The sequence below is a fragment of the Mycobacterium cookii genome, from assembly GCF_010727945.1.
Classification (GTDB): Bacteria; Actinomycetota; Actinomycetes; order Mycobacteriales; family Mycobacteriaceae; genus Mycobacterium; species Mycobacterium cookii.
Genome location: NZ_AP022569.1, coordinates 2,459,572 through 2,472,061 on the forward strand (window position 1 = coordinate 2,459,572; position 12,490 = coordinate 2,472,061).

Below are 12,490 nucleotides of genomic sequence, written 5' to 3' on the forward strand. Positions count from 1 at the left end.
GCCACCTAGCGTGTCGCGCATGCCAAGAACTGACCGCGACAGTTGGGACCTGGCCAGCAGCGTCGGCGCCACCGCCACCATGGTCGCGGCCGCCCGCGCGGCAGCCAGCCGACGCCCCGATCCGGTGATCGACGACCCCTTCGCCGAGCCGCTGGTCCGCGCGGTGGGGCTGAACCTTTTCACCAGGGTCGCTTCCGGCGAAATCGATTTCGCCGACGTCGACGATGATGCCGGATTCCCGCGGATGGTCGACACGTTCGCCGCGCGGGCCCGCATCTACGACGACTACTTCGCCGAGGCCGGCCGTGCGGGAGTTCGCCAGGTGGTGATCCTGGCGTCGGGACTCGATGCCCGTCCCTACCGGCTGTCCTGGCCGGCGCAGACCACGCTGTACGAAATCGACCAGCCCGAGGTGATCGAATTCAAGACCACCACGCTGGCCGGCCTCGGCGCAGTGCCCGGCGCGCAACACCGGCCGGTCGGCATCGACCTGCGTGCGGACTGGCCCGCGGCGTTGCGGAGTGCCGGTTTCGACGCCAGGCAACCGACGGCGTGGCTGGCTGAAGGGGTCTTGATCGGATTCCTGCCGCCCGACGCCGAGGTCCGCTTGCTGGACAGCGTCATCGAGCTCAGCGCCACGGGCAGCACCTTCGCCGCCGACTACGGGACGGTGCGCGGCCAGACCGAGAAGGAACGGGAGCAGGCCCGGATCATCACCGACAGCTGGCGCGAACACGGTCTGGAGCTCGACATTCCCGACCTGACCTATCCCGGTGAGCACACCGACGTGGCCGCCTATTTGGGCGGTCACGGCTGGGACGCCGATAGGTCCGGGCTCGCCGATCTGTTCGCCGCAGCCGGGCTGGCGCCGCTGGACGCCGAAGCTCGAGCCGGAACACCGGCGTCGATCGGGTTCGTCCGGGCTACCCGTCGCTAACCGTGTTTGGCGAACCAGTCGGCTTGCATCGCCAGCAACCCCATCGCCGGCAATTGCGGTGTGTCCGGGTCTAATTCGCGGTAACGCTGGTAGACGTTGACGACCACACGCTCGGCGTCCAGCCAGTCCGCGTATTCACCGAGGTCGATGCTGTCGGCCGCCTCGACGAACGACAGTCCTTTGTCGTGTGCGGCGTCGGTCTGCTCGACGACGTGCACGAGATATCCACGTAAAGCCCGGATTCCGTCCGCGTCGGTGACCGGGCCGTGGCCCGGCACGACGGTCGGCGCGTCCAGCGACAGCATCGTGTCGCAGGCGGCGATCCAGTTGCCGATCGGGCCGGCCCACACGATCGGTGTGCAGCCGATGAACAGTAGATCGCCGGCGAACAGCACCCCGGCGTCGGGCACGTGCACCACCGAGTCCGCGGCGGTGTGCGCCGGCCCGAGGTTCAACAGGCACACCTCACGTCCGCCGACCTCTATGACGAGGCGCTCGTCGAAGGTCTGATCGGCGTTGCGCACCACGATGCCGCTGAAGTCGAAGGGCCCGAACCGTTCTCGTAGATACGGGGTGGCCACCGGACCTAGGTCGGCCGTCTGGGTCATCGCCAGCATCTCGGGCGCCATCCCGTGGGCGATTTCCTCGGCGGTGCCGGTGGCCGCGATCACCCGCACCGCGGGGTCCAGCAGTTGGTTGCCGTGCGTGTGGTCGCCGTTGGAGTGGGTGATCAGCGCGTCGGTGATCGGCGCGCGGTCGGTGACGGTCGCCATCGCGGTCAGCATCTCGCGGGTCAACGGCAGGTCGAACAGCGTGTCGACCAGAAGTGACGCACCGTCGCCGGCGACCAGGCCGGCGTTGCTCCAGCCGTATCCGCCGTCCGGCAGCAGCCACGCCCACACCCGGTCGCCGACCTCGTGCAGCCCGCGGGTGTAGGGGATCTTGGCCGGCGCCCGGTTGACCCGCGGCTTGGCGGGGACGGCGTCCGGGTTGGGCCGCGGCGGAAGTGGTTGCGGCGCAGGCGTTGTCCGCACCGTCTGGCGGGTCTCGCCCAGACCCTGCACCGTGAGCGTGACGATGTCGCCGTCGCGCAGCCAGCCACGGAAGGATTCCGGCGCGGTGGCGTCGAGGTGTTCGACCAGTGTGCAGGTCGGCACGGTGCCGGAGCCGAACACGTCGCCGGGGCTCAGTGTCACCCCACGCGAGGCGTAGGAGATCACTTCGGCGAAGCTCCAATCCATCTGCGCGGTCGAGCCGGAACCGATCACCTCGTCGTTGACCGACGCGGTCACCTGCAGGTCCAACGCGCCGTCGCGGCGATAGGGCTGCAGTTCGTCGGGCGTGACCAGATACGGGCCGAGCGTCACACCGCTGTCCTTGCCCTTGGCCTGACCGATCGCCAGTTGGCCTTCCAGCATCTGCAGATCACGCGCGGACCAGTCGTTGAAGATCATGTAGCCGATGATCGCCTGTTCGGCTTCGGCGACCGACAGGTCCTTGCCTGCTGTGCCGACGACCGCGGCGATCTCCAATTCGAAATCCTGCCAAGCACTTCCGGGTGCCATCGGGGCATCGTCGTACGGACCGAGAACCGTGGCCGGGCAAGCGAAGTAGAAGGCGGGAATGTGATACCAGCTGTCCTTGAGCACCCGGCCGCCGCCCATCGCCGCCTGGCAATTGCGCATGTGGTCGAGGAAACACAGCGAATCGCGGATCGACGGCGGTCGGGGGATCGGCGCCATCAATGTCACCTGGTCGAGGCGCACCGTGGGCGCGGATCGCAGCGCCCGCTCCCCCGCCTCGGCCAGCGCATCGGCGCCGCGCCCGATCAGGTCGAGCAGAGTCACACCAGGCTCCAGCACGTGAACCGCGTCGCCGGCGAGTACCCCGGTCCGCTGGCCAGTGTCATCACGAAATGTCAGCCACCGCATCGAGATACCGTATTCGACTATGGCCATCACCGTCGCCGAAATCGAGGTCGCCGACCCGGCGGACGCCTGGGTGCGAGCCGGGTTCTGTGTTGATTCCGGCGGCGACGCCGGCGCAGTCTGCCGGATCGGGGGTGTTCGGGTCCGGCTGGCCGAGTCCGACCGCGGTACCGGCATCGTCGGGTGGTCGCTACGCGGCCTGCCGTCGCGCGATTCGCCCGTCGACCTCGACGGCATCCCGACGACAAGGTCAGACTCGGTCGCCGCGACTCCGGCGGAGCACGCGAACGGCGTCACCGCGATCGACCACATCGTCCTGCTGTCGCCTGACCTGCGTCGAACGGTCGAGTCGCTGGCCGGTATCGGCGCCGAACCGCGCCGCGAGCGGGACGGCGAACTCGGCGGACGCCCGATCCGTCAGATCTTCTTCCGGTTCGGCGAGGTGATCATCGAGGTCGTCGGTTCGCCGCAGACCGCGACCGAGGGGCCATCCACGCTCTGGGGCATCACGTACGTCGTCGCGGACATCGACGCGACCGCCGCGTATTTCGGCGATCGCACAGCGCTGGTCAAACCGGCCGTGCAGCCCGGACGCCGGATCACCACGCTCCGGCACCATGAGCTCGGAATGTCGGTCCGGTCGGCGATGATCTCAGCACCTATTCTCGGCGCATGACCGAGGATGTCGTGATCATCCACACCGACGGTGGATGCCGGCCGAACCCCGGGCCAGGCGGTTGGGGAGCGGTGTTGCGGCACCGTCACCACGTCCGCGAGATGTGCGGCGGCGAACCCGGCGAGACGAGCAACAACCGGATGGAGTTGACCGCACCGATCATGGCGCTGGAGGCACTCACCAGATCCGTGACGGTGCACCTGCACACCGACAGCACCTATGTCCGCAACGGCATCACCAAGTGGGTGCTCGGATGGGAGCGCAACGGTTGGAAGACCGCCGCGAAGCAGCCGGTGAAGAACGTCGACCTCTGGATGCGGCTTCGGGAAGCGTGCTCGCGGCACCGGGTCGAGTGGTTCTGGGTGAAGGGGCATTCGGGAGTCGCCGACAACGAGTTGGCCGACGAGCTGGCGACCCGGGGCTTGCTGGAAGCGATCGAGGCTTCCTACTCTCTGACCAGTAATGAATCCGACAACCCAATTACGGCGGCCGACGGGCCCTGACGCGACGTAGCTTTTCAACTAGTTCAGTGCGGCGAATCTCTTCAGATAGGGCCACGCGATTTCGGGTGGAATCCCGCCGCACAGCGGTGAGAGGTTGAAGATCTCGCCCTGGGCGAGGCGCTGTCTTGCCTCCTCGACCGACAGGATCACGTGGGTCGGCGACGTATGGCGGAGTTCGTCGACGGTCTTCGCAGTGGTGATATTGGCCGACACCTGATTGTCGGGGTTCCACTCCGAGTAGGCCATGGCATCGTGCAGCAGATACTCGCCGATCTCGTCCCACGCCGCGCCGACATCGTCGGCGACGAAACAGTTCGACGCGGTATCTCGGTCGGGTATGAGCACGAAGCCAGGCTCGAAACCATTGTCGCGGCAGGCCTTCTCGTATTCCTCCTGCATACCCGGTACCCCACCGTTGGCGAGCAGGCCGAGGCCGTTGCGCCCCGCACGCCGAGCCGCGGCGAGGCTCGCACCGCCCCAACTCATCATGGGACCCTCCGGCGTTCGTGGGCGCGGAGTCACTTTCATCCGCCGGCCACCGTGTTCGACTTCTTCTCCCGCGAGCAGCCGGCGCAACAAACCCAGCTTCTCGTCGGCAAGGCGACCGCGATCGGACATGGACAACCCGAAGTGAGCGTATTCCTCAGCGCGGTAGCCGATCCCGAAGACGTAGGTGGCCCGGCCCGCACTGATGTGATCCAGCACGGCGATGTCCTCCGCCAGGCGGGCCACATCGTAGAGCGGTAGGAGGATCACCAGGTTCAGCATCAGCTGCTCGGTGCGTGCGGCGATGGCCGCGCCGAGCAGCAGCGGCGACGGGAGATAACCGTCGTCGGCGCAGTGATGTTCACACAGCACCGCGGCGACGCAGCCACGGGTCTCGGCCCACGCCGACATCTCAGTTGCTGCGGCGTACAAGTCGGTTGGCGGTGCACCTATCGCGGGCGCTCGCATGTCGAATCGAAGAGTGAACATCGTGGCGCTCAGCTGCCCGGCCGTGCGTCCGAACCCATGACTTCGGCACCTACTTGCATGAGCAGGCGAACCACCTCGTTGCGTGACATCGACTTGAAAAGCTCCATGCCCATGCGGACGTCATCACCCGTGGCGATCGTCGGACCGTTGCCGAGGTTGGCGAAGGCTTCGTCCACCACGCTCGCGGCAGCGGTCGCACCCTGCGGGGCCTCGTCCACAGATGCAAGGCGCCCGCGCTCGAACTCCAACTGTCGCAACGCCGGTGTGTCGGTCAAGCCCAGGACCAGACTCAGCACATCCACGCCCTTGTCGTGCAACTCCGCCCACAGTCCCTCGGTGAACACCAAGTCGAACGCCTTGGTGCCGCCGTAGGCGACCATGTTGCGGCCACCGGCCAGTGCGGCCCCCGAGGTGAAGTTCACGATGCCGCCTCTGCCCCGCTCGACCATGGGGCCGGCGAAATGATGACAGAGGCGCATCATCACCAGACAATTACGCTGCAGCAGGACTTCCGCCGCCGATATCGGATTGTTAAGGAAAGGTTGGTATTTCGGGTCGGCGCCCGCGCAGTACACCAGCATGCCAACCTCGAGATCCGCGGTGGCATCGATGATGGTTGTCGATGCGTCGGCGTCGGTCAGGTCGACAACAATCGTCCGCGTCTGCGCACCGGTGCGCTCGCGAATGCCCTGTGCCACCTCGTCGAGCACATGCTGGCGACGGGCGACCAGCACGACGCTCACACCTTCAGAAGCGAGTCGCTCGGCGAACAGCGCTCCGCAGCCGTCGGAAGCGCCGACGACGATCGCCCACGGCCCGTACTTGGTTGCGAAGTCGTCGGTCATTGCGCTGGTACCGCTGTCAGTCGGACCGAGGTGTACGTGCGGCGTGAGATCCGCCATCCCGCGTCGGTACGTACGACGTGATCGTCGTAGTAGCCAATGGGGTTGACACCTCCGCCCTCGAACAGGATCAGGGCATCGACGTAGGTCCGGACCGTCGCGGTGTCCCCGTTGATATTCACGGCCTGGTTGGTCATTCGGTGCATGGTGTGAGTTGCCCCGACGTGGGCAGCCTCCATGAACTCGGCCACCTCCGCGCCTCCGGTCCACTGACCGATCTCCCCGTAGTCCACGTGGCCGTCGTCGGCGAAGACCGTTGTCAACAAGGAGTATTGGCGACTGTCGATGGCGGTCGCATAGCGCACCGTGAGTTCGACGATCTCGTCTCTGTCGGTCATGCGACATCTCCATTCGGGTGTACGACGACGCGGGGTGGCCCCTCGGATCGGCGGGCCCGCTCGATCGCGTCGGGCACCTCGTCGAGACCGATGACGCTGCCGACGCTGGGCATCGGGTCGAGCCGTCCCTCGACGACGGCGTCGAGGACGCCGAACCAGTCCTGCGGCATCGGGCCGCCGCCGAACTGCAGAGTCAATCCGTTGCGGGTTGCCTGCGTGATGCTCAGCGTGTCCCCGGTGTACCAGCCTCCGGCGCAATAGATCCGCGTCAGGAACTCCGCTTCGGACACGAGCTTGTCGATGAGCCCCGGCGCCCCCACGCATTCCAACACCACAGCCGAACCTCCCAGCTTGTGTTCGGCACGAACCTTACGGAAGACGTCGAACACCGACTCTTCGGCGGGATCGACCAACACGTGGGCACCGAATCCGCTGCGCGCCAACTCACGCCGGTCGGCCTGGAAGTCCGAGACGATGATCGGCTCGATGCCGCGGCTCGATAGGGCGGCGACGGCGGAGAGGCCAACGGCTCCCGCCCCGATGACGATCGGCACCTCACCGGGTTGCAGATTGGCGGACCGAACGTAGAACTCGCCGACCGCGAAGCAGTCGACGACGGCGATGGCGTCGCTGGAGACGTCGCCCGCCACGACCTTCGCCGTCGCTTCGGGAACGACCAGAAGTTCGCCGAAGCTTCCCTGCGCCTCCGGATGCTGGCCGATGATCCGCAACCCGCCGGCTCCACCGTCGACCAACCGGATCGGCATTGACGTCACTCGCGCTCCGATCGGGAAGGCGTCGCTACAGCCTGGCCCGTGGCCGATGACCTCGCCGACGAATTCGTGGCCCATGACGATGTCGCGGTCGACGTCGTACAGCGACCGTCCGGTGGGATCGTCAATCGCGAGCTCCGGATGGTCCATGAAGTGCACGTCCGACGCGCAGATCGCCGTGCTTAGGGTCTTGAGAAGCAGATCACCTTGCCCCGCAATCGGATCGGCAGTTTCTCGAACCGTCAGTTCGCCGTCTCGCAAAACGACTGCACGCATGGGCTCACATCCCCGCCGGGTTATTATTCTCTAATAATCGAGAATTGATTCTCTAAATTCTGAATCGACCGTAAGATGCCGATCGAAGGGAGTCAAGGGTGCGCGGATCCGGTTCGGCACCGACCGAACGAGTACTCGACATTGTCGAGTTACTCAGTCGCCCCGGCAGAGGCGAGGTTCGATTCTCGGACGTCGTCCGAGAACTGAGCCTGTCTCAGGGCACCGCGCACGCGATCCTCAAGACGCTCACCGATCGCGGCTGGATCACTCGCAATCCGGCGACCAAAGCATTCACGCTCGGCCCTGCACTGACGCTCGTCGCGTCCAGCCTCGACATCGGCCGCCCGCTGGCCCATCTCGCACGCACCTCGATCCGGCGACTCGCCGATACGACGGATATGGCTGCATCCGTCCTGGAACGGGTGGGTGACGACCTGGTGATCACCGCGTTCGAAAATCCCGCCGACCTGTCCGCTGTCGTTCAGCCCAACGAGCGCATCCCTTACGCACCGCCATTCGGTATCGCTTTCGCGGCTTGGGATAGCGCGGACGAGCAAGAAGCCTGGATGCGGCGCGGCGCTGCCGACGATGCGGGTCTTCATCAGCGCTTGCGCACAGTGCTGACCCGCACCCGCGAGCGCGGCTACGACGTCGACTGGATGACACCGGCGCTGAGCCAAGCGGCCCAAGCGATTGGCACGCTGTCTGGAGACGCGATCCCCCACACAATGCGTTCCGTCATCGACCGGTTGCGGGTGGAATTCGCGTCGGCGGACCCGCTGCCGGACGACAGCACCCGTGGCGCGCACCCGGTCGCGACGATTTCCGCACCGATACTCGACGCCGACAATCGCATTGCGCTAGTTCTTGCCATACATCCTCTGCGCGCCATGACATTTCGACAGATCCAGGCTGCTGCGAAGCCACTTCTGCGTGAGGTCGACCACGTCCGGAACTCGTCCGCCGCTCACTGAACCGTACCGCTCACTGGTAAGTCTTACTAGTTGCCTCTACAGTAAAGCTCTATTCGACGTATTGGCAAAGCAGATACCTCCTGAGAGGCGCCGACTATGACTTCGTCCCCCTCCGCTAAGCGTCGTGTGGGTCACGTCGGCACCGGCATGACGGGAAGCGTGGCGCTGCGGGGGATCGCCGACGACCCCGCACTGGACCTCGTCGCGCTCAAGGTGTCCTCGCCGACGAAGGTGGGCACTGATGCCGGTCAGTTGTGCGGCCGCCCCGATGTCGGCATCACCGCGACGGACGATGTGTCGGCGGTCCTGGACGCCAAACCCGATTGCATCGCCTACTGTGCGACCGCCGTCCGACGCGAAGACGAGGTGATCGCCGACATCGTGGGCTACCTGGAAGCCGGGATCAACGTCGTCACCATCTCCGCCATTCCCATGGTGTATCCGAAGGCAGCACCGGCGATGTGGCGTGAACCAATCGAAAACGCCGCACGTGAAGGCAACTCGACCTTCTACGCCACCGGATGCGAACCCGGCTTCGTCAGCCTCAATCTGCCCACCGCCCTGCTGGCCGGTGCCGGTGTGATCGACACCTACCGCATGGACGAGTACGCCCTCGACCTCGACCTGTCCTATCCGATCTGGGAGGTGCTCCACGAGTCGATGGGTTTCGGAAAGCCCAACGGCCACGTCCCGATTCGCATCGCTGTCGGCAAGGTGAACAACGACTGGGAGCCCGTCGTGCGCTACATCGCCGACACATTGTCCGTCGAGGTGGACAGGGTGGCGCTGGACTGGGAGACGATCTTGGCCCCGGACGACCTCGACACCGCACTCGGGGTGATCCCGAGGGACACGATATGCGGCCACCGGTGGCAGCTCGCCGCGATCCGGCACGATCGCCCCGTCGTGTCGGTTCAGTACTTCGCCGCGGTGACCTCGACGCCCTGGCCCGACTCTTGGCCTCGCCCAGCCCAATCCGGCAAGGGCGGCATGGTGTTCCGCATCGAGGGAAACCCGAACATGACGCTCGCCCTCGGTCTGGACCCCGCGCCCGACGACAGCACCAACCCCGGGGTCGTCGCCACCGCGATGGCCGCGGTCAACGCCATCCCGGCGGTCATCGACGCCCCACCCGGACTCGTGTCCGCGCCGCTGGCCGGTCCGTCGATCGTGACGCGTCAGACGCGGCGCTGATCATGGCGCGATGAATGTCGCACGGCGGGTGGGGGTTAGCGTGCAGGCTTCGAAGCCGCGGCGACAATCAGTCCGACGAGCGCGAGGCTCGCTGACCGAAGACGCGATCGTGGAAGCGGCCTTTGCAATCGCAGCGGACTCCTCAATCGAGGAGGTGAGCATTCCCCTGGTCGCCAAATCGCTCGACGTCGGCGTAACCAGCATCTACTGGCACGTTCGCAATAAGTCAGAGCTTCTCGACGTCATGACCGACCGCGCTTTGCGCCGCAGCGGGTTGCCGGCCTATGTCGAGTCCGACGATTGGCGCGAGTCGTTGATGGCGCATGCGCGCGGCGTGCGTCGGACCTTCCTCGGCGATCCGGTGCTGACGGATCTGATCCTTATTCGAGGCGCACTCAGCCCGATGGCGCGACGGCTCGGCGAACAGGAAACGCAGAAAGCGATTGCCAGCATGGTCCGCGCTGGTCTCGACGAGCAGACGGCTCTTGACTTGTACTCGGCAGTATCGGAACTCGTCCGGGGGTCAGTTCTTCTCGCCAGGTTGACGCAGAAGCACAGCGGAGCACAGCGGACGGAACATGGCAACGAGAGCGAATTCACCAGCGCCCCGGAACCGCTGGACGATCGAGCGTTCGAACTCCTTTTGACGTCCTTGCTCGCCCGGCGTCGCGCTTAGACTCGGCTATTCCCTGACCACCTCGCCAGGTTCCTTGTCGGGCCGCAGCCCACGCCAGCTGGGCTGACGCAGCCGACCATCCGACGTCCATTCGCTGTAGCGGACCTCGCCGACCAGTGTCGGCTGCACGAATGTCACACCTTTCGCGTCCTGGGTGGAAAGCCTTGCATCGAAGGGAGATTCGTTGGTGTGCAGCGGCTTCAGTGTCTTCTTCAAATTCGCCAGGTCGCGCTCGGTGAACCCGGTACCGACCCGCCCGACGAAGCGCAGCCCGTCGGCGCCGGGAATGCCCATCAACAGTGAGCCGATCCCGCTGCTGCGCCCGCCCGCACCGGCGCGCCAGCCGCCGATGACGACCTCCTGGGTGTTCCAGTATTTGTCCTTGATCCACGACGCCGAGCGACGGCCCGGCTGATAGGTCGAGTCCCGCTTCTTGGCGATCACGCCCTCCCACTGGTGTTTTCGCGAGTACTCCAGCGCTTGCGCTCCGTCACCGGACAGCAAGTCCGGGACGATGAGGCCCTTCGCGCCCGTGGCCAGCGTCTCCAACAGTTGCCGGCGGTCGCGATAACGGGCCCGCAACAGCGACCGACCGTCCAGATAGAGCAGGTCGAACGCCCAGAACTCGATCCGGGTGGCCCGTGCCCGGTTCTGCATCTCCGAGAAGCTCGGCACACCGGACGCGTCGAGGGCGACGACCTCGCCGTCCAGCACGGCGTGGTGTTCGGTGAGATCGTCGGCCACGGAACGTAGTTGGGGGAACTCCTTGGTGATGTCACGTCCACTGCGTGATCGCAGCCGAATTTCGCCGTGGTCGGCGTCGACCAGCAGCCGGTAGCCGTCCCACTTGGCTTCGAATGCCCATTGCGACGCGGTGAGTTTCGCAACCGAGCCGTGGGTGGTCAGCATCGGGGCCAACTCGTCGAACTCGAAGACGTGCTGGTCTTTCATCCGATGGGCCAACCACTGGTCGCCGTTGGTCTGAATCAGCGCGTAGCGACCCCGTATTCGCCGGCCGTGCAGCGTGACGATGACTTCGCCCTTTTCGCCTGAGTCGCGAAACTTCTCGGTGTCATAGGTGCCGGAATCCCAGATCACCACCTTGCCTCCGCCGTACTCCCCTTTCGGGATCGTGCCCTCGAAGTTGCCGTACTCCAACGGATGGTCCTCGGTGTGCACCGCCAGATGGTTGACGGCGGTGGTCTCCGGCAGATTCTTCGGAATCGCCCAGGACACCAGGACGCCGTCGCGTTCGAGGCGGAAGTCGTAGTGCAGCCGGCGGGCGTGGTGTTCCTGGATCACGAAAGAATTGCCCTGGCCGGCAGCCGGTTTGGTGCTCGGCACCGGTTCAGGTGTTTTCGACGCGTCGCGCATGCTGCGGTACTTGGTCAACCGGTCGGGGATGCGTACGTCGGCGTCGAGCGGCGCGAGCAGGTCACCATCACGCTGGACCCGTTTCAACACCTCGTCGTAACGCAACTGTCGGAGCTTCGTGTCGTCGAGCTCCTCCCAGCTTCGTGGTGCGGCAACGGTCGGATGTTCACGTCCACGAAGGGAATACGGCGCGACGGTGGTCTTGGAGCCGCTGTTCTGACTCCAGTCCACGAACACCTTGCCCGCCCGCAGGCTCTTGGTCATGGTGGCAGTCACCAGCTTGGGCATCGTCGTTTCCAGTTGCTGAGCAACACGTTTGGCCAACACCACCGCTCCCCGGCTGCTCACCGGCTTGTCCAGCGGGCAGTAGAGATGCATACCCTTGCTGCCGCTGGTCAGCGGGAAGGTGGTCAGGCCGATGTCGGCGATCAAATCACGCACTGCGCGGGCTACTTTGGCGAGCTGCGCCATCGTCACACCTTCGCCGGGGTCGAGGTCGAAGACCAGACGGGTGGCCGGACCGGGCTTGATTTCTTCACCCTTTCGGGTCCACTCGGCCACGAAACGCCATTGCGGCACGTGCACTTCGAGTGCGGCCTGCTGAGCGATCCACGCCAGCCCGTCGGCGCTGTCGATGATCGGATACGTGGTTGTGCCCGATTTGTGCACAACACTTGCGCGGGGCAACCAGTCGGGAGCCGAAGCGGCCAGCTGCTTTTCGAAGAAGGACGATTGGTTAACGCCGTTAGGCCAACGCTTTCGGGTGGCCGCGCGACCGGCGATGTGCGGCACCATGAATTCCGCGATGCCGGTGTAGTAGTCGAAGATGTCGGACTTGGTGGTTCCCGTCGCGGGGTACAGCACCTTGTCGGCGTTCGTAAGTTTCACCCGCGCCATACCAGCCAAAGTACGCGCCTGAGCGCCAATTATGGCCTCTGACCACGAATTATGTCCTGCCCGTTAA

General features: G+C 65.5%; 12 protein-coding genes. 6 read left to right on the forward strand and 6 right to left on the reverse strand.

The window, feature by feature from the left end:
• The first annotated feature begins 19 nt into the window (after window positions 1-19).
• Window positions 20-937 carry an SAM-dependent methyltransferase gene (locus tag G6N27_RS11435; protein ID WP_163776433.1) on the forward strand — a complete coding sequence of 306 codons (918 nt, stop codon included), beginning with the start codon at window positions 20-22 and terminating at the stop codon, window positions 935-937.
• Here G6N27_RS11435 and G6N27_RS11440 read toward each other — a convergent pair.
• The gene (locus tag G6N27_RS11440) at window positions 934-2,868 is read right to left on the reverse strand and encodes a fumarylacetoacetate hydrolase family protein (RefSeq protein WP_163776434.1); all 1,935 of its coding nucleotides are present in this window, start codon (window positions 2,866-2,868) and stop codon (window positions 934-936) included. The two genes, G6N27_RS11435 and G6N27_RS11440, sit on opposite strands and share 4 nt — an antisense overlap.
• Before the next feature lie 19 nt (window positions 2,869-2,887).
• On the opposite strand from G6N27_RS11440, the gene G6N27_RS11445 reads away from it, so the two are divergent.
• Together G6N27_RS11445 and rnhA are read left to right on the forward strand one after the other, a co-directional pair.
• Window positions 2,888-3,541, forward strand: coding sequence for a VOC family protein (locus G6N27_RS11445; RefSeq protein WP_163776435.1), 654 nt, complete (start codon window positions 2,888-2,890; stop codon window positions 3,539-3,541).
• The gene (gene rnhA / locus G6N27_RS11450) at window positions 3,538-4,044 is read left to right on the forward strand and encodes a ribonuclease HI (RefSeq protein WP_163776436.1); all 507 of its coding nucleotides are present in this window, start codon (window positions 3,538-3,540) and stop codon (window positions 4,042-4,044) included. The genes G6N27_RS11445 and rnhA overlap by 4 nt, the downstream gene beginning before the upstream one ends.
• Before the next feature lie 18 nt (window positions 4,045-4,062).
• Here rnhA and G6N27_RS11455 read toward each other — a convergent pair whose 3' ends face one another.
• From G6N27_RS11455 to G6N27_RS11470, 4 genes are read right to left on the reverse strand one after another with little or no spacing between them, the layout of a single operon-like run.
• Window positions 4,063-5,019 carry an LLM class flavin-dependent oxidoreductase gene (locus tag G6N27_RS11455; protein WP_163776437.1) on the reverse strand — a complete coding sequence of 319 codons (957 nt, stop codon included), beginning with the start codon at window positions 5,017-5,019 and terminating at the stop codon, window positions 4,063-4,065.
• 8 nt (window positions 5,020-5,027) lie between these two features.
• Window positions 5,028-5,864 (reverse strand): SDR family NAD(P)-dependent oxidoreductase, encoded by an 837-nt coding sequence (locus tag G6N27_RS11460; protein ID WP_163776438.1) that lies wholly within the window; start codon window positions 5,862-5,864, stop codon window positions 5,028-5,030.
• Window positions 5,861-6,259 carry a nuclear transport factor 2 family protein gene (locus G6N27_RS11465; protein ID WP_163776439.1) on the reverse strand — a complete coding sequence of 133 codons (399 nt, stop codon included), beginning with the start codon at window positions 6,257-6,259 and terminating at the stop codon, window positions 5,861-5,863. Before G6N27_RS11465 ends, G6N27_RS11460 begins: the two co-directional genes overlap by 4 nt.
• On the reverse strand, window positions 6,256-7,308 hold the full coding sequence (locus G6N27_RS11470; protein ID WP_163776440.1) for a zinc-binding dehydrogenase: 1,053 nt from the start codon (window positions 7,306-7,308) through the stop codon (window positions 6,256-6,258). Before G6N27_RS11470 ends, G6N27_RS11465 begins: the two co-directional genes overlap by 4 nt.
• 98 nt (window positions 7,309-7,406) lie before the next feature.
• Between G6N27_RS11470 and G6N27_RS11475 the strand changes: the two genes are divergently transcribed.
• The 3 genes from G6N27_RS11475 to G6N27_RS11485 all read left to right on the forward strand — a co-directional run bounded on the left by G6N27_RS11475 (window position 7,407) and on the right by G6N27_RS11485 (window position 10,152).
• Complete coding sequence (locus G6N27_RS11475) at window positions 7,407-8,282, forward strand: IclR family transcriptional regulator (protein WP_163776441.1); 876 nt, start codon at window positions 7,407-7,409, stop codon at window positions 8,280-8,282.
• Between the two features lie 96 nt (window positions 8,283-8,378).
• Complete coding sequence (locus G6N27_RS11480; protein ID WP_232064964.1) at window positions 8,379-9,476, forward strand: dihydrodipicolinate reductase; 1,098 nt, start codon at window positions 8,379-8,381, stop codon at window positions 9,474-9,476.
• 10 nt (window positions 9,477-9,486) lie between these two features.
• Window positions 9,487-10,152: a TetR/AcrR family transcriptional regulator gene (locus G6N27_RS11485; RefSeq protein ID WP_163776442.1), complete on the forward strand. Its 666-nt coding sequence runs from the start codon at window positions 9,487-9,489 to the stop codon at window positions 10,150-10,152.
• A gap of 6 nt (window positions 10,153-10,158) precedes the next feature.
• Here G6N27_RS11485 and G6N27_RS11490 read toward each other — a convergent pair whose 3' ends face one another.
• Window positions 10,159-12,423: an ATP-dependent DNA ligase gene (locus G6N27_RS11490; protein WP_163776443.1), complete on the reverse strand. Its 2,265-nt coding sequence runs from the start codon at window positions 12,421-12,423 to the stop codon at window positions 10,159-10,161.
• Window positions 12,424-12,490: the final 67 nt, after the last annotated feature.